At 63.1% G+C, this 15,755-nt stretch carries 14 protein-coding genes; 8 read left to right on the top strand and 6 right to left on the bottom strand.

Annotation, left to right across the window (positions count from 1 at the left end; genetic code table 11):
* Positions 1 to 82: 82 nt before the first annotated feature.
* The 3 genes from AC5E6W_RS13815 to AC5E6W_RS13805 form a co-directional block, all read right to left on the bottom strand.
* Complete coding sequence (locus AC5E6W_RS13815) at positions 83 to 2,173, bottom strand: tetratricopeptide repeat protein (protein ID WP_491752896.1); 2,091 nt, start codon at positions 2,171 to 2,173, stop codon at positions 83 to 85.
* A gap of 2 nt (positions 2,174 to 2,175) precedes the next feature.
* On the bottom strand, positions 2,176 to 3,171 hold the full coding sequence (locus AC5E6W_RS13810) for a transglutaminase family protein (protein ID WP_491753263.1): 996 nt from the start codon (positions 3,169 to 3,171) through the stop codon (positions 2,176 to 2,178).
* A gap of 72 nt (positions 3,172 to 3,243) precedes the next feature.
* Positions 3,244 to 4,230 (bottom strand): alpha-E domain-containing protein, encoded by a 987-nt coding sequence (locus AC5E6W_RS13805; RefSeq protein WP_491753262.1) that lies wholly within the window; start codon positions 4,228 to 4,230, stop codon positions 3,244 to 3,246.
* 56 nt (positions 4,231 to 4,286) lie between these two features.
* Here AC5E6W_RS13805 and AC5E6W_RS13800 point away from each other — a divergent pair, with 56 nt between their 5' ends.
* Both AC5E6W_RS13800 and aspS read left to right on the top strand, forming a co-directional pair.
* The gene (locus AC5E6W_RS13800; RefSeq protein ID WP_491752895.1) at positions 4,287 to 5,396 is read left to right on the top strand and encodes an FUSC family protein; all 1,110 of its coding nucleotides are present in this window, start codon (positions 4,287 to 4,289) and stop codon (positions 5,394 to 5,396) included.
* Positions 5,397 to 5,437: 41 nt separating this feature from the next.
* Positions 5,438 to 7,294, top strand: a complete 1,857-nt coding sequence (gene aspS, locus AC5E6W_RS13795) for an aspartate--tRNA ligase (protein ID WP_491752894.1) — start codon at positions 5,438 to 5,440, stop codon at positions 7,292 to 7,294.
* Positions 7,295 to 7,436: 142 nt separating this feature from the next.
* Here the strand turns inward: aspS and AC5E6W_RS13790 are convergent, their stop codons facing one another.
* A complete protein-coding gene (locus AC5E6W_RS13790; protein WP_491752893.1) occupies positions 7,437 to 7,862 on the bottom strand; it encodes a winged helix-turn-helix transcriptional regulator in 426 nt (141 codons plus the stop codon).
* A 178-nt stretch (positions 7,863 to 8,040) separates the two neighbouring features.
* On the opposite strand from AC5E6W_RS13790, the gene AC5E6W_RS13785 reads away from it, so the two are divergent.
* Positions 8,041 to 8,643, top strand: coding sequence for an FMN-dependent NADH-azoreductase (locus AC5E6W_RS13785; RefSeq protein ID WP_491752892.1), 603 nt, complete (start codon positions 8,041 to 8,043; stop codon positions 8,641 to 8,643).
* Between the two features lie 122 nt (positions 8,644 to 8,765).
* On the opposite strand, the gene AC5E6W_RS13780 is transcribed toward AC5E6W_RS13785, so the two are convergent.
* Positions 8,766 to 9,713, bottom strand: coding sequence for an aldo/keto reductase (locus AC5E6W_RS13780; RefSeq protein ID WP_491752891.1), 948 nt, complete (start codon positions 9,711 to 9,713; stop codon positions 8,766 to 8,768).
* Between the two features lie 124 nt (positions 9,714 to 9,837).
* Between AC5E6W_RS13780 and AC5E6W_RS13775 the strand changes: the two genes are divergently transcribed.
* On the top strand, positions 9,838 to 11,169 hold the full coding sequence (locus AC5E6W_RS13775; RefSeq protein ID WP_491752890.1) for an amidohydrolase: 1,332 nt from the start codon (positions 9,838 to 9,840) through the stop codon (positions 11,167 to 11,169).
* A 2-nt stretch (positions 11,170 to 11,171) separates the two neighbouring features.
* A complete protein-coding gene (locus AC5E6W_RS13770; RefSeq protein ID WP_491752889.1) occupies positions 11,172 to 12,506 on the top strand; it encodes an amidohydrolase family protein in 1,335 nt (444 codons plus the stop codon).
* Between the two features lie 122 nt (positions 12,507 to 12,628).
* Here the strand turns inward: AC5E6W_RS13770 and AC5E6W_RS13765 are convergent, their stop codons facing one another.
* Entirely contained in the window at positions 12,629 to 13,483 is an 855-nt protein-coding gene (locus AC5E6W_RS13765) for a rhomboid family intramembrane serine protease (protein WP_491752888.1), read from the bottom strand.
* A 174-nt stretch (positions 13,484 to 13,657) separates the two neighbouring features.
* Between AC5E6W_RS13765 and AC5E6W_RS13760 the strand changes: the two genes are divergently transcribed.
* From AC5E6W_RS13760 to AC5E6W_RS13750, 3 genes are all read left to right on the top strand, one after another.
* On the top strand, positions 13,658 to 13,864 hold the full coding sequence (locus AC5E6W_RS13760) for a hypothetical protein (RefSeq protein WP_491752887.1): 207 nt from the start codon (positions 13,658 to 13,660) through the stop codon (positions 13,862 to 13,864).
* Complete coding sequence (locus AC5E6W_RS13755; RefSeq protein ID WP_491752886.1) at positions 13,845 to 14,267, top strand: carboxypeptidase-like regulatory domain-containing protein; 423 nt, start codon at positions 13,845 to 13,847, stop codon at positions 14,265 to 14,267. Before AC5E6W_RS13760 ends, AC5E6W_RS13755 begins: the two co-directional genes overlap by 20 nt.
* Positions 14,268 to 14,404: 137 nt before the next feature.
* Positions 14,405 to 15,742 (top strand): Y-family DNA polymerase, encoded by a 1,338-nt coding sequence (locus AC5E6W_RS13750; RefSeq protein WP_491752885.1) that lies wholly within the window; start codon positions 14,405 to 14,407, stop codon positions 15,740 to 15,742.
* Positions 15,743 to 15,755: the final 13 nt, after the last annotated feature.

The following is a 15,755-nucleotide window of genomic DNA, read 5'->3' as shown; positions in this document are numbered from 1 at the left end:
CACTGATCATTTCATGGGGATGAGGCCAGTGTGGCGCCGCGCCCGGTGGAATGCCAGTGTAGCGGTCGCAGGCGTCCGGCACCTAGTGCGGCGATCCGAAGCGTTGATCGAGCTCGTCGAGCAGCGAGTGTGCGGCGGGATCGTTGGGAGAGAGTTGCAGCGCGGCCATCGCTTCGGCGCGGGCTTCCTCAGGATGGCCCGTGGAGGCGAGCGCGCCTGCGAGGTTCACGTGGAACTCGGGATCGGTGGGAAGGATGCGAATGGCTTCGCGCTCCTGCGCGATGGCAGATTGCCAGTTGTTCAGGTCCGCGTAGGCTGCGGCGAGGTTGTTGTGCTGCGAGGCGGCGAAGTCGTCTTCGCCGGCGTGCGCTGCGAGCGCCCGCTCGAAGAGCGAGACAGCGCGCGCAGGATCATGGCCACCATCGCGAGAGAGCAGACCGAGCGCGGAGAGGACGTTCTCGTTGTTGGGCTCAGCAGCGAGCGCGCGCTCCAGCAAAGGAGCGGCTTGTGCGGGCTGGCCGGCACGCAGCAGGATGAGGCCGCGCTCGCCATCGGTGTCGGCGTCGGTTGGGTCGATCGCTGCGGCGCTATCGAGCAGAGCGAGCGATTGCTGAAGGTCGCCGCGATTGGCTTCGATCCATGCGAGGCCTCGCGAAGCGGTGACGGCATCGGGCCGGTCGGGCGGAAGCTCGGCGTTGGCAAGCTGGATGGCGGCGCGGAAGTTCTGTTCGGCGTCGGTCGCATGTGCGGGATCGTTGCTCTGCGCGCTGCCGACCATGACGCGAACGAAGGGAGCGTCGGGTGATTGCGCGAGTGTTGTACTGAACAGCGTCGCGTCATCTTTCCAGTCGGGATTGCGGAGGACGGTGATCCAGAAGAAGCCGAGGAGCACGAGCGCGAGCAGTGCGGGAGCAGCGTAGCGGCGTGGATATTCAGGCACGCGATCGAGCAGCGCGCCCGCGATGACGACGAGCAGGATGCAAAAGCCGAAGGACGGAAGGTAGAGATAGCGCTCGGTGAAGGCGTTGCGGCCGAGCGCGCTGAGGTTCATGGCGGGCAGCAGCGTGATGAGCGTCCACGCGAGGCCGAAGAGCGCGAGGGATAGTGCGCCCGTGGGTGATTCTTGGCGTTTCTTCGGGGGGCCCGCGCGGCGCACGAGGAAGACAAATGCCGCGATCAGTGCGACGACGAACGCGAGGCTGCCGAAGGCGCGGGGATCGGCGAGTGAGCGGATGGGATGGAAGGTGACGTAGGCGTTGAGGTTGAGCGGAAGGATAAGCTTGCCGATGTACTGCACCAGCAGCCAGAGGTCACTGAGTGCGAACTGCAGGGGATTCAGCAGCCAGTCGCGGCGGCCGGATTCGAGCCCTCCGAGCGCGGTGAAGCGTATGCCGAAGTAGACGGCCAGCGTGATGAGCGAGGGCCCAACCCTACTGATGATGTTGCGGATCTTGTTGGCCTGCTTGCCAGTGGATGCGGCGGGGAGCAGAAGCTCCGCAGCAACGATCAGCAGCGGGAAGACGATGGCGGTCTCTTTCCAGAGAAGTGCGAGGAAGAAGCTGAGGCTGCTTAGCGTGAGGAAGAGAACGCGCTTCGCTGCTGCATCACGCGCGCGCAGGTACAGGCCAAAGGCGACGAGCAGGAAGAGTGTGCAGCCGAGCTCGGGAAGTGCGGCGATCCAGTCGGTGGCTTCGGTGTGAATCGGATACAGCGCGAAGAGAGCAGCTGTGGCGAAGGCGAGTTGCCAGCGGTCCAGCAGACGCTGTGCGAGGAAGAATGCTGCGAGCGCACACGCGATGGTGAAGAGCAGGCTCACGACGTGGAACGGCTCGGCCTGTGGGCCGAAGGCGCTGAATACGATGCGATACGTGAACATCTGCAGCGGGCGGTAGTCCACGCCCTGCAATGACTGCGAGTGCGAGTCAAAGCGTGTGTCGGTAGTGAAGAGGCGCGAGAGCGACGTCGAGGGGCGAAGGTTTTCGTTGAGGACGATCTGCTGATGGTCATCCCATACGAAGCCATTGGAGAGGCTATTGCCGTACGCTGCGACGACGAGCACGATGAGCGCGGCGCAGCAAAGCAGCAGGACTCCAACGCCTTTGGCCTTCCTGCGTGCCACGGGCACGGGAGCTGACGCGCGCAGCTTTGCCTTCGCTTCTGTCTTCGCAGCCATGGTTATCGCGCCTGCTGTTGTTGCTGGGCTTGCTGGTGGGAACGCTTGGGAGGCGCGGGTTGTTCAGGCACCGCCTGCGCCTTCTCCACGAGGATCGACCAGTCTTCCGGGACGGGAAGCTCGCGGTCGAGCTGGGGAACGCCCTCGCTGGGCTCGACGCGCACGGCCACGGTGAGCTCGCTCTTGGTGCGGCCGCGAAACATGCCATGTGTGGGCGGAACGTCGGAGTAGTCGCGGCCGATAGCCGTGCGGATGTGGCGGTCGCCGACGATGAGGTTGTTGGTGGGGTCGAAGCCGACCCAGCCGAGCTCAGGCAGGAAACACTCCACCCAGGCGTGCGTGGCGGAGGCAACAGAGCGATCATGCGCGCCTTCGCCGTGGAAGAGATAGCCCGAGACGTAGCGGCAGGGAACCTGCAGCCGCGTGCGCACGAGCGTGATCATGATGTGCGCGAAGTCCTGGCAGACGCCGGCCTTGGAGGTAAGCGCCAGGTCGATAGGCGAGTCGGCCTTGGTCGACTTGGGCTTGTAGTCGAAGTACTCATACAGTTGCGCGTTCAGGCGGCGCAGGACGGTGAGCGGATCTTCCTTGCGGCGGAGATCCAGCTCATCGGCGAGGGCCTCAAGCGCGGGCGTCGTCGCAACAAATTCGCTGGGCAGCAGCATCTCCCAGAAGTCGCTCTCGTGGACCTCGCGATCCATGTCTTTCCAGGCGGACTCGCACAGCGCTTCGGGAAGCTCGAGGTTCGGTTCCACCTCGACGAGGGACTCGGCGACGATGACGAGCTGCCCATGCTGGCCGGGGATATCGAAGTGATGCACGTGGTTGGCGAGGTGGTCGCGATAGCTGAAGACGCGACATCGCGGCGAGACGGAGAGATGGAAGGTGAGGCAGCGCTGGTTCGCGTCGGAGCGCGGATGCATGCGCGTTTCCATGATGCTCTCGCTGACCTGCGACTTGTACGCAAACTTGGTGAGATGACGGATGGAGTAGTACAAGGGGCCTCCCTGCTCGTACTGCGCGCTGCGATCGACTGCCATGCTGCAACGTACCTTTCCGTGATCCCGCTGTTATCCCGCGAGGGCCGCCTGCACGGAGTAATCAACGTACAGGTGATAGATGGTGTCGTGGATGGCCCCGCACTGGCGCTGGATGCCGCGCAGGTAGCCCACGATGTCTCCGTTCAGGATTTCGTCGACGCTGGAGAAGGCGAGCGTCGCGCTCAGGCGGCCGGCGATGCGATGCAGCTCTCCAGCCCGCTGCTTGCCGCTGACCTTCTGGATGGCTTCGAGCGCGCACTCCACGCTCTCGATGGAGAAACGCAGCGAGTGCGGGAACTCCTTGTCGAGCAGGAGGAACTCAAGGATGCGCTCGGGGGTGAGGTCGGCGGTGTAGACCTTGCAGTAGGCCTCGAATGCAGTGGCGCTGCGCAGCAGGCCCATCCACTCGAGGTACTCATTGCCCTCGGCCACGCGATCGGGCTGTGACCAGAGGTCTTCGTGGTAGGCCTCGAGCAGCATCGCGGTGGCGCTGGCGCGCTCGAGAAAGCGGCCGACCTGGATGAACTGCCAGCCCTCGCCGTGGCTCATGGTGGAGTCGGTGACGCCCTGGAACTGATGCACGGAGTCGAGCACCATCTGCAGAAACGTGGACTGCGCTTCTGTGGCGCTCAGGAGAGCATCGGGCTGCCCGAGCTGCCGGATCTCGGGGCGCGTCGTGTCGAGGTAGAGCGAGTTGAGCCGCTGCCACTGCTCGGTGGAGATCTGCTCACGTACGTGGCGTGCGTTCTCTCGCGCAGACATGATGCAGGCCAGCACCGAGGTCTTGTGGTTGCTGTCGAAGGTGAGCGCGTTGGCAAAGGCATACGGATTGCCTTCCCACTTCACGCGCTTGGGCCTGCCCAGCGCCTGCAGTACGCGCAGCCAGCGGTGGTCGGAGCTCGTGGAGCTCTCGTCGAGCATCAGGTTCAGATTGACGTCGAGCAGGCGTGTGGTGTGCTCTGCGCGCTCTAAATAGCGCGACATCCAGTACAGCGAGTCGGCAACGCGGGAAAGCATACTCAAATGTACACTGCCTCTCCCGCCACAAAGCCTCTATCCTCAGAAGGGCAAACGTGCTCGGACTCGACATCATCACGCAGGACACCATGGCCTTCCCCTGGCACCAGCGAACGCCGGTGCATGGGTTGCGCATCGTCATTCCGGTGGCGATTGCCCTGGGGATCGGCGCGGCGACAGGGCATGAGGCTGCAGGCGCCATCGCCGCCGGAGCGGCGTACACAGTCGGCTTCGCGGCGTTTCATGAGGCGCTGGCTTCCGACCTGCTGAGCATGTTCCTGCTGACGTTGGGCGTCGCCTCAGCGACCTTCGCGGGCTCGCTGGCCGCGCCATGGGTGTGGACAACGCTGCTGGTCGTGGCGATTGCTGCCGTGAACTACGGCGTGGCGTCCAACCTGGGACCGACCGCGGGATGGATGGCGCAGCAGTGCGCCGTGTACGTCATCATCGCGAGCTACTTCCACAACGGCCTGCACTTCGCGCTGGGAAGGACGAGCATGATCCTGCTCGGCGGTGGAATCCAGATGGCGGTGACGGCGATCTTCCGCCTGTTCGCCGCGGATGCCGCGAGACGCCGCGCGGGGCCGACCGTGACGCAGATCCGATCGCGGCTGGCCTTCCTGTGGCATGAGCTGCGGCACGATGTTCATCTGCGCGGAGCGACGCTGGGCTACATCCTTCGGCTGGCCTTCACGCTGCTGCTGTGCACCTGGATCTACAAGTATTACGGCATCCGCAACGGCTACTGGGCGCCCATGACGGCGGTGCTGGTGCTGCGGCCGCAGTGGACGGGAACGCTGAGCCGCGGCCTGGCGCGGCTGCTGGGCACGCTGGTCGCGACTGGAATCGCGCTCGGACTGGCGCACCTGACCCCGATGCCCATCCCGCTGGTGTTCGCGCTGGTGATCGTCTCGGCGTGGGCGTCGTACGCTCTGCAGGCCGTGAACTACGCGGCTTTCTCCTGCTTCCTGACGTTGTACATCGTCTTCCTGTTCCGCTTCGGCGGCTTTTCGCAGACTTCGGCGGCGCATATCCGGCTGTTCAATACGGCGCTGGGCGGCGCGCTGGCGCTGCTGGTGGACGTGCTCTGGCTGGTGTTTCGGCCTCAACGGTTCCTGCCTCCTACGCGGGAGGACACGCCGATCTTGTCAAGGGATTCCGGTTGACGCCACTCGAAGCGCTTGCGCTTTCGTACAATGGAAACACTGTGACACTCGATTTTCTAGGCACCCTGGAGCGCACGCATCGTTGCGGCGAGCTCCGTACCGCGAACGCTGGCGAGACCGTAGTCCTCATGGGCTGGGTCAATCGCCGTCGCGACCATGGCAACCTCATCTTCCTCGACCTCCGCGACCGCAGCGGCATCACGCAGGTGGTGTTCGATAAGGAAGTCTCCGAGGAGGCGCATGCGAAGGCTGAGGCCTCGCGCCCTGAGTATGTGGTCGCCGTCATTGGCAAGGTGCGCCGCCGCGGCGAAGGCCTGACCAACCCCAACATGCCCACTGGTGAGATCGAGGTCGTGGCCAGCGAGACGCTGCTGCTGAACGATGCGAAGACGCCGCCGTTCTCGCCCGCAGAGGATGCGATTGCGAACGAGGAAGTGCGGCTCAAGTACCGCTACCTCGACCTGCGCCGCGAGCCGATGCAGAAGAACTTCGCCATCCGCTCGCGCGTGGCGATGGCGATCCGCAATTACCTCGTCGGCGAAGGCTTCCTGGAGATCGAGACGCCGTTCATGACGCGGTCCACGCCGGAAGGTGCGCGCGATTACCTCGTGCCGAGCCGCGTGCATCCCGGCAACTTCTACGCGCTGCCGCAATCGCCACAGATCTTCAAGCAGATCCTGATGGTCTCAGGCTTCGACCGCTACTTCCAGATCGCGCGCTGCTTCCGCGATGAGGACCTCCGCGCCGACCGCCAGCCGGAGTTCACGCAGATCGATCTCGAGATCAGCTTTCCGCAGATGAAGACGATCTTCGCCACAGCGGAAGGCTTTCTGCACGCGGCGTTCTCCGCTGCGGGCGTTGAGCTCCCGGCAGAGCCGTTCCTGCAGATGACGTATGACGAGGCGATCGCGAAGTATGGCATCGACAAGCCGGACATGCGGCTGCCCGCGATGGTGGACCTGAGTGAGGAGCTGACGCCTGCGCTGCGCGAGACGCTGAAGATCGAGCAGGGGCTACCAGTGCTCGGCTTCGCCATCCCCAAGGTCGGCGAGCTGTCAGGCACTGAGCGCAAGAAGCTGCTGTCGGAGATTCGCACGATCTTCGGCGACTGTGGGCTGGATGTACTGGACACCGCGCGCCTGCGGACGAATGAAGCGTTCCTGCCGCTGGCCGATGCTTGCGCCGCGAAGATCTCCGCGGAGATGGTGACCTTCCATGGCACGGTGCTGACTGCCGATGATCTCGCTATCGTCGTAACGCCGAAGCTTGGCACGCCGGCGATGTGGAACTTCGATCGCCAGTGGATCTGGAAGCGTGTTGGTGGTCTGCGTCTGGAGCTGGCGAAGAAGTATGCCGACAAGCACAAGCTCTTCGAACAGACCGGAACCGCGAAGGATTTCAAGTTCCTCTGGGTGACTGATTTCCCTATGTACGAGTGGAACGAGGAGTCGAAGACCTGGGACGCGGCGCATCATCCCTTCACCTCGCCGCATGAGGAAGACATCAAGTCCGGCGCACTGGTGAACGACAAGGGCGCTGTGCGGGCGCTGGCTTACGACGTGGTACTGAACGGCACCGAGCTGGGATCGGGCTCCATCCGTATCCATCGCAAGGATGTGCAGGCGGAGATCTTCCGTTCGCTCGGCATGAGCGATTCCGAAGCTCGTGAGAGATTCGGATTCTTTTTAGATGCGCTGGAGTATGGCACGCCCCCGCACGGTGGCATCGCCCTCGGCCTCGACCGCATCGTCATGATCCTCGCCGGAGCGACGTCGCTACGCGAGGTCATCGCCTTCCCCAAGACAGCCAAGGCCATCGACCTGATGGTCGACGCACCCAGCCAGGCGACGGAGACTCAGCTGCGCGACCTGCACCTGAAGATCAACACGCGGAGCTAACGGCCACGCAACGAGTCGGGCCCCGGGTCCCTCATCGGGGCCCGGGGTTGTTTGCGGGGAGCATAAGGGGATTGGACAACGTAGGTCCGCGTTCGCCCGGGTCCGAGAATCCGCACCCAGGAGCACCCGGATGTTCGCAGCGTTACGCCGCTGCGTTGTGATCTTCAGCCTGTGCGCCGGCCGTTGGCTCTGCCAGGTGTGCGTACTTGCCCAGGTCCTCGATCTTCCACTTGTCGCTGAGCGCGTGCAGCTGGGCCATGAAGCCGTCCATCTCCGCCATGCGCTTGGTCGGCGCGTAGGTGACCTCGGGCGGGTTGGAAGGGTTCACGGTGCGAGAGACGAAGCCCTTCTCCTCCAGTGTGCGCAGGCGCAGGGTGAGGATGCGCGCGCTGATGCCGTCTGCGCCACGGCGGAGAGCGCCAAAGCGCATCGGTCCATTGTGGGAGAGCAGCCAAAGGATATGCAGCGTCCAGGGGCGCGTGAGCATCTCTAAGAGGCCGCCCATGGCGCAGCCGGCTTTGATCTCTGCGGTGTACTCGTGGAGCTGTTCGTGACGTCGCTTGGCCATGGTGGTTCCTCCGGAAGAACTGGTTACGCTGCGGTGCCTGCTTACGCGAAAGTGCCTACTTCGCAAGCGAAGGGCACTTACTTATAGTAACCAAGGACGACGTGCGAAGCACGAAACACGAAACATGAAAACCAAAGGGTCGCGGCCATCCAGCCGCCATAACGAAGAAGGATATTCGATGAAGATTCTGCACATTGATTCCAGCGTGACCGGCGCGGCGTCTGTCAGCCGTCCGCTTACGGCAGCCACCGTGGCGCGCCTCAAGGAGCTCAACCCCGCCGCCGAGATCACCTATCGCGACCTCGTGATTGAGCCGTTACGCCACTACACGGCCGTGCTGCGCAGGTTTGGCGCGGACGCGACCAACCTCGATGCCGAGCAGAAGCATGAGCTCGTCACGGGCGAGGCGATCCTGGCCGAGTTCCTCGCTTCCGATGTCGTGGTGATCGGCGCGCCGATGTATAACTTCGGCATTCCCAGCCAGCTCAAGGCGTGGATCGACCTCCTGGCGGTAGCCGGAAAGACCTTCCGTTACTCGTCGACTGGTCCTGAGGGCCTGTGCGGGGACAAACGCATCGTTCTCGTCTCTTCGCGTGGCGGACAGTATGGCCCAGGCTCCCCGTATGAAGCGGCGGACTTCCAGGAGAAGTACCTGAAGACCATCTTCGGCTTCTTGGGTGTGAAGGATATCGATGTGGTGCGCGCCGAAGGTGTAGGACGCCCCGATGTGCGCGATGCGGCCATCGCAGGAGCGCAGCAGCAGATCGCGGAGCTGAAGTAACGCAGGCTCATTGGGTCCAAGGGGACAAGAGAAACGCATAGGACGCAAAGGTGCACAACGGAATCCGTTGTGAGACCGTTGCGTCCTTCGCGTCCTTTGTGTCGTCTTTCCTTGCTCTGCAGCTAGTAGGCGCCGGCGTCGGTGAGCGTCTTCACCTGCGCGTCGGTGAGCTTTAGATCAACAGCAGCGAAGAGCGCTTCGAGCTGCGCAGGCGAGGTCGCGCTGGCGATGGGCGCAATCACCGTCGGTTGTGCCAGCAGCCACGCGAGCGCGATCGAGGCTTGCTGCGCTCCGGTCTCAGTGCTCACCTGCTTGAGGGCGGCGAGGATCTTCATTCCGCGATTGTTGAAATACTTCTCCACGCGCGAGCCGCGGCCTTTGCCCTTGGTGTCTTCGAGGGTCTGATACTTGCCGGTGAGGAAGCCCGAAGCCAGCGAGAAGTAGACGATGGAGCCGAGGCCAAGCTCTGCGAGCACGGGAGCCAGGTCCTTCTCATAGGCCTCGCGGTCGACGAGGTTGTACTCCGGCTGTAGCGTGGCGTAGGCAGGAAGCTTTTTGTCGGCAGAGACCTTCTCAGCCTCGCGCAGGCGCTCGCCGGAGTAGTTCGAGGCTCCGATGAAGCGCACCTTGCCCTGCGCGATGAGCTGCTGATAGGCCTCGAGCGTCTCGTCGAGCGGCGTGTTGGGGTCATCCTTGTGCGACTGGTAGAGGTCGATGGTTTCCACCTGTAGCCGCTTGAGCGATTCCTCGACCTCCGAGAGGATGTACTTCTTCGAGAGCCCCTCGCCAGCCGGCATCTTCATGCCGACCTTGGACAGCAGCACGACCTTGTCGCGCTTGCCGCTTTGTTTGAACCATTTGCCGAGGATCGTCTCGGACTCACCACCGTGATTACCGGGCTTCCATACTGAGTACACATCGGCGGTGTCGATGCAGTTAAAGCCGCGATCCACAAAGGCATCCAGTACGGCAAAGGACTGGGCCTCGTCGATAGTCCATCCAAACACATTGCCACCGAGTACAAGTGGCACAATCTGCAAGTCAGTCTTTCCAAGTGCGCGAAGCCGCATGAGAACATCTCCTGCCGGGTTGGACTGCAGTTCCTTACCTGAGGATGCAATCGCTTCCAAACTGGCGCGCAGTGCGTGCTATTCTCGGCGCATGTTCCACAATCTGTTTGTTCGGAGGCCCGCGATGGGGCTGCTTCGACCGCTCACCGCCATAGCCGGCGGCCTTTCTGTGATGGCGCTCAGCGCGCAGACCACGGCTCTGCCCGCGGATCTGGTGCTGAAGAATGCCACCGTGATGACCGTGACGCACGGCACGCTGGAGCACGCCAGTGTGTGGGTGCACAACGGCAAGATTGCCGGTGTTGGAGCCACCGTAAGCGCTCCTGCTGGCGCGGTCGTGATCGATGCGACGGGCAAGTACGTGACGCCCGGCATTATCGATCCGCACTCGCACTCCGCGCTGGGCAGCGATGTGAACGAGGCGACCAGCCCGGTCACGCCGTCGATGATGATGATCGATGCGTTTACGAACTCGGACAAGGCGCTGTACCAGGCGCTGGCCGGTGGCGTGACGACGGAGTTGCTGCTGCACGGCTCTGCGAACATGATCGGCGGCCAGGCCGTGGTGATCAAGAACAAGTTCGGCCTGGACCGTGACAGCATGTTGTTCCCGAACGCTCCGCGCTCCATCAAGTTCGCGAGCGGTGAGAATCCGAAGCGCGTCTATGGCAGCCGCAACATGGTGCCTTCCACGCGCATGGGCAACTTTGAAGTGATGCGCGAGTCGTTCGAGGAAGCGAAGGCCTACATGCGCACCTGGGACGCCTACAACGACAAAGTGGCCAAGAACGATAAGACGGCCGTCGCGCCCAAGAAGGACCTCAAGATGGAGGCCCTGGCCGATGTGCTGCGTGGCAAGATTTACGTGCAGATCCACTGCTATCGCGCCGATGAGTTCCTGACCGAAGAGGCGCTGGCTAAGGAGTACGGCTACAAGATTCGTGCCTTCCACCATGCGCTGGAGATGTACAAGGTGGGCGATAAGATTGCGCCGACGGGCACAGGCATCGCGACGTTTGCCGACTGGTGGGGCTTCAAGGATGAGGCATGGGATGCGATCCCGTGGAACGCCGTGATGAGCATGCGCGAAGGTGTGCGCGTGGCGCTCAAGTCGGACTCGAACGACTATGTCCGCAGGCTCAATCAAGAGGCCGGCAAGATGGTGCACTACGGCGGAGCGACGGAAGAAGAAGCGCTGCGCATGATCACGCTGAACGCTGCATGGATCATCGGCGTGGACGACCGCGTTGGTTCCATCGATACCGGCAAGGATGGCGACCTCGTGATCTGGAGCACCGATCCGCTCTCCAGCTATGCGCGCGCGGAGAAGGTGTACATCGATGGCGACCTGTTCTTCGATAGCTCGATCGCGGGCTTTGGCACGCCGCACTTCCATGGCGTGATGACGGAAGCCGGCTTCGGCGGCGCAGACGATGAGGACGGTGACGGACGATGACGATGAGACTTTCTGCCACAACGCTCCTGAGCCTCGCTACGCTGGCTGCGGGCATGTCCGCGCAGACACCGCTCGGTCCCAACGGCACCAGCACGACCGCTCCGACTACGATTGCGATCATCGGCGGCAAGCTGCTGACGGTGTCGCATGGCGTTATCGAGAACGGGACGATCATCCTCAGCGATGGCAAGATCGCGGCCGTAGGAACTCCCGCGACCGTGAGGATTCCCACCGGCGCAACCATCATCGACGCGAAGGGCAAGACCGTGTACCCGGGGCTCTTCGACTCGGAGACACGCCTCGGCCTGTACGAGGTTGGCTCCGATGCCAACGCGCGCGACCTTGTCGAGACTGCCGATGAGATCGAGCCGCAGATGCATGTCTACGACGCGTTTCATGCTGAGACAGAGCGCATCCCGGTGCAGCGCATCAACGGTGTGACGAACGCCATCGTCGCGCCGGAACGGGCGGATTCGCTGCCTGGACAGGACAGCGTGATCCAGCTCTATGGCCGCGACCGCGACGCGATGTTCATCTCGCGCGACACGGCGCTGTCGATGAACTTTATGGGCGATGTACGCCGCCGCGGCGGCCCGGGCGGCGGGGGCAAGTTCCCCGGAACCCGCATGGGCGTGGCCTCGCAGCTGCGCCAGACCTTCCTCGATGCGTTGAACTACGAGGCATCGCTGAAGGGTGGCGGCGAAAAGAAGGGCCCTGCACCGAAGCGCGACCTCAAGCTCGAAGCGCTGCTGCCGTACCTGCATGGCGAGAAGCCCGTCGTGCTCTCCTGCGAGGAGGGCTACGAGGTCGAGGTCGCGATGGGCATCGCGCAGGAGTTTCACCTCAAGGTGGTGCTCAACCACGTGACCCACACGCAGGATGTGCTGGACAAGATCGCCAGCTATCATGTGCCGGTGATCGTGGGGCCTATCTATGACGCTCCCGCGGCGAACGAGCGCTACGATGCGGTGTTCTCGCTGCCCGCGGAACTCGCGAAGCGCGGCGTCACGGTGGCCATCTCTACCGGTGGCGGCGAAATGGCGGACAGCCGCAACTTGCCCTATGCCGCGGGCTATGCCGTGGCCTATGGCCTGCCGTACGACGAGGCGCTGAAGAGCATCACGCTTACTCCGGCGACGATCTTCGGCCTCGGCGACAAGCTGGGCTCGCTCGACGCGGGGAAGACGGCCAACGTGGTCATTGCCAACGGTGACCCGCTGGACGTTAAGACCAACGTCGAGCAGGTGTTCATCGAAGGCGTGTCCGTGCCGTTGGTCTCGCGGCAGACGAAGCTGCGCGATGAGTATGCTCCGCTGGTCAAGGGTGGCATCAAGTAGGAGCGAGTGAGTAGACGGCAGTGAGTAGTGAGTCCACGGACAGAGGCCCTGCGCATCGCGTAGGGCCTCTTGCTTTTCTCTACTCTCTGTTCGCTGTCCTCTACTCACTCACCGGTCGTCGTCTAGTTCATCCAGCGCTTGTCGTTGGGATCCCGAGGATTGCGCTTCTCGTCGTCCATGCCGACATAGCGTCCGCTGGAGTCGATGTTCACGTCCTTGCCCTGTTTGCGCATGTACACCTGGAACTTCTTCGCGGCGCGGCGGCGTTTGGCGCGGTACCACGCGTTGCGCCAGCCGAAGACGGTCTCCGAAGCCAGGAAGCGCACGCCGCGCCGCGGTGCGAGGCGGATGTAGAGGAAACCTGCAAGTGTGACGCAGAGCACGGTCACAGCCGAAAAGCGATCCCCACCAATGAGTGCCAGCGCGAGGTAGACGAGCAGATAGATGGCTGCAAGATGCCGCGCCTTGATGCTGATCACAAACATGAGCTGCAGGGGTTGGTCGGGATAGAAGCGTGCGTAGGCCAGCAGGATGGCCATCACCGCGGGCCACATGCCGGAGGTTACGCTCTGGTGCGAGATCCAGGCTCCATTGCCTCCGATCAGCACCGCCACGAGGCAGGCGAGGAAGCCGCCGGCGACCGTGGAGACGAAGAAGTACTCCGCCAGCCAGCGGCCGCCGAGGTCGTCCTCCAGCATCGAGCCGAAGAACCAGATGGAGAGCAGAGCGAAGATGAAGCTCAGCAGGCTGCTACCCGGAGTGACGAACGAGTACGTGAGCGGCTGCCAGAGGAACGGCACCACGTGCGCCGGGCTCAGCGAAAACAGATCGATGAGCGTAACCTCAATCCTGGGCGCGACGAGCCCCAGCACTGCCAGTGCGAAGTAGACGATCACCGCGGCCAGCACGAGTTGCCGCGTCACACCGCGAAACGCCGGCAGCGCCAGCATTACCGGACCATTGGATCGGAAGGCCATCGACTTGAGTCTTTCCGCGCGATATTTATGATGGCGAAGTAACCGCCTCCGCCGCGCTCTGCGTCATATTGACGCGAAGTCCGAGCCCGGCTAGAACTAAAGTCGAGCTACCCGAACGTCTGGCTCCAATGGTACAAGGGTGGCCGCGCAACCTCACGAAACAGGAGTGGGTCTATGGCCGTTGTTTGCCCCGAGTGCGACAATCCGCTTGATATCGATGCTGATGATGTAGAAGCAGGCGAAGTTGTCCAATGTGATGAGTGCGGCACCGATCTAGAGGTCGTGTCGAATGATCCCCTCGAGCTTGCCCCCGTCGACGAAGAAGGCTACGACGATGAGGACGAGGACTATACTGAGGAGGATGATGACGACGAAGAGTAACGCTGTTCTGCAACACCTTACCCGTGTCCGTACAGGCCGGGTTGCTCTTCTCGCTCTGGTTGGTGTTCCTCTGCTGCTCGCCCCGATGATGGCTCGCGGTGTCCCGGTTTCGCCTGCGTTGGCGGCGGTCGCGCCCGTGCAGCAGCGCATCGTGGATGGCAGCGTGATCGATGGCAATGACAAGCCGATCTCCGGCGCCGTCGTCTACCTGAAGGATTCGAAGACGCTGTCGGTCAAGAGCTATTTGACCGACGATGCCGGCCACTTCCGCTTCGGCGAGCTGGGGCAGAATGCCGACTACGAGATCTGGGCGCAGCATGGCGGCGTCAAGTCCAAGTCGAAGACCATCAGCTCCTTCGACAATCGCAACGACTTCCACTTCCAGCTCAAGATCAGCAAGTAGACATCTTGCTCTCATGACGACAGGTCCGCGCCTTGGCGCGGGCTTTGTTTTTGTGGCGCGAGACGCAGTTAGGCGAATATTCGGCGAAGTATAATTATTCCTGCGCGCCATCTCTCAAGGCTGCATAAGGCTCCGCGATGACCGAAGCCCTTCCCCCTACCGACCTCTTCACGCACCTGCACATCGACCTGAACAGCTTCTTCGCTTCGGTCGAGCAGCAGCTGCATCCCGAGTACCGCGGCAAGCCCACGGCTGTCGTGGGTGGTCCGATTGCGGACACGGCGACGCTCATCGCGGCGAGCTATGAGTGCAAGGCCGTTGGTGTGAAGACCGGTACCAAGGTTGGCGAGGCCCGCGCGAAGATCCCCGAGATCATCCTCGTCAACGGCAACCACTCCACCTATGCGGAGTACTCGCACAACATCGCGACGGCCGTCGAGCGCATCTGTCCTGTCGCGCACACGCCGTCGATCGACGAGATGGTGTGCGAGCTGATGGGCCGCGAGCGCCAGCCACCGGCCGCGCGCAAGATTGCGCTGGCCATCAAGCAGGCCATCAAGGACGATGTCGGCGAGACGCTGAACTGCTCCGTTGGCATGGCGCCCAACCGTTATCTCGCGAAGATTGCCAGCGATATGCAGAAGCCCGATGGCCTCATTGGGCTGCTGCCGTCGCAGCTGCCGCGGGCCATCGCGCACCTGGAGTTGCGCGACCTTCCGGGCGTGGGCGCACGCACGGAAGAGCGGCTCAACGCGAAAGGCATTCACACGATGCCGGAGCTGCTCGCGCTTGATCGCAACGGCATGCACGCGCTGTGGGACTCGGTGTGGGGCGACCGGCTGTATCACTGGCTGCGCGGGCACGATACCGGCGACGATGGCGCTCCCGTGCCGAGCGATCTGCAGAAGTCGCTGGGCCACTCGCATGTGCTGGGACCGGAGCATCGCTCGCAGGATGGCGCATGGGCTGTGGCGCACAAACTGTTGCACAAGGCCGCGATGCGGCTGCGCATGGAGCACTTCCATGCGGCGTCGATGGCGCTGACGATCAAGTATTCGCTGACGCGCGAGCAGAAGGACCTCTTGTCCGCGAGCGTTCGCGTCAAGAAGCACAGCTCGGGCATCACGCAGACGGGCTGGGGCATGGAGGCGCGCTTCCGGCACTCCAACGACACGCTGACTCTGCTCGAAGTGTTGCGCAGCCTGTGGGCGCAGCGCCCGCAAGCTGCGGAGCATCAGAAGCCGTTCTTCGTCGGCGTGACCATGCGTAATCTGCTGCCCGACGGCGAGGTGCCGCAGCGGCTGTTCGAGGAGCCAGGGCACCGTGCGGAGTTGTCGGCGACGATGGACAAGCTGAACCTGAAGTACGGCCACACGACACTGCACTTCGCAGGGATGCTGCCAGCACGTGAGTCCGCGCCCACGCGGATTGCGTTTACGCAGATCCCCGTGCGCTATGGCGTGGATTACATGTAATGCCAGCGCCGGT

It is taken from the genome of Bryocella sp. (assembly GCF_058498515.1).
This window is presented reverse-complemented; position numbering and strand designations above follow the sequence as displayed.

What these genes read in the sequence shown, in the direction of transcription:
- AC5E6W_RS13815 (WP_491752896.1), bottom strand. Translation starts at nt 2,173, where the DNA reads ATGGCTGCGAAGACAGAAGCGAAGGCAAAGCTGCGCGCGTCAGCTCCC.
- AC5E6W_RS13805 (WP_491753262.1), bottom strand. Translation starts at nt 4,230, where the DNA reads ATGCTTTCCCGCGTTGCCGACTCGCTGTACTGGATGTCGCGCTATTTA.
- AC5E6W_RS13790 (WP_491752893.1), bottom strand. Translation starts at nt 7,862, where the DNA reads ATGGCCAAGCGACGTCACGAACAGCTCCACGAGTACACCGCAGAGATC.
- AC5E6W_RS13785 (WP_491752892.1), top strand. Translation starts at nt 8,041, where the DNA reads ATGAAGATTCTGCACATTGATTCCAGCGTGACCGGCGCGGCGTCTGTC.
- AC5E6W_RS13780 (WP_491752891.1), bottom strand. Translation starts at nt 9,713, where the DNA reads ATGCGGCTTCGCGCACTTGGAAAGACTGACTTGCAGATTGTGCCACTT.
- AC5E6W_RS13775 (WP_491752890.1), top strand. Translation starts at nt 9,838, where the DNA reads ATGGGGCTGCTTCGACCGCTCACCGCCATAGCCGGCGGCCTTTCTGTG.
- AC5E6W_RS13770 (WP_491752889.1), top strand. Translation starts at nt 11,172, where the DNA reads ATGAGACTTTCTGCCACAACGCTCCTGAGCCTCGCTACGCTGGCTGCG.
- AC5E6W_RS13765 (WP_491752888.1), bottom strand. Translation starts at nt 13,483, where the DNA reads ATGGCCTTCCGATCCAATGGTCCGGTAATGCTGGCGCTGCCGGCGTTT.
- AC5E6W_RS13760 (WP_491752887.1), top strand. Translation starts at nt 13,658, where the DNA reads ATGGCCGTTGTTTGCCCCGAGTGCGACAATCCGCTTGATATCGATGCT.
- AC5E6W_RS13755 (WP_491752886.1), top strand. Translation starts at nt 13,845, where the DNA reads ATGATGACGACGAAGAGTAACGCTGTTCTGCAACACCTTACCCGTGTC.
- AC5E6W_RS13750 (WP_491752885.1), top strand. Translation starts at nt 14,405, where the DNA reads ATGACCGAAGCCCTTCCCCCTACCGACCTCTTCACGCACCTGCACATC.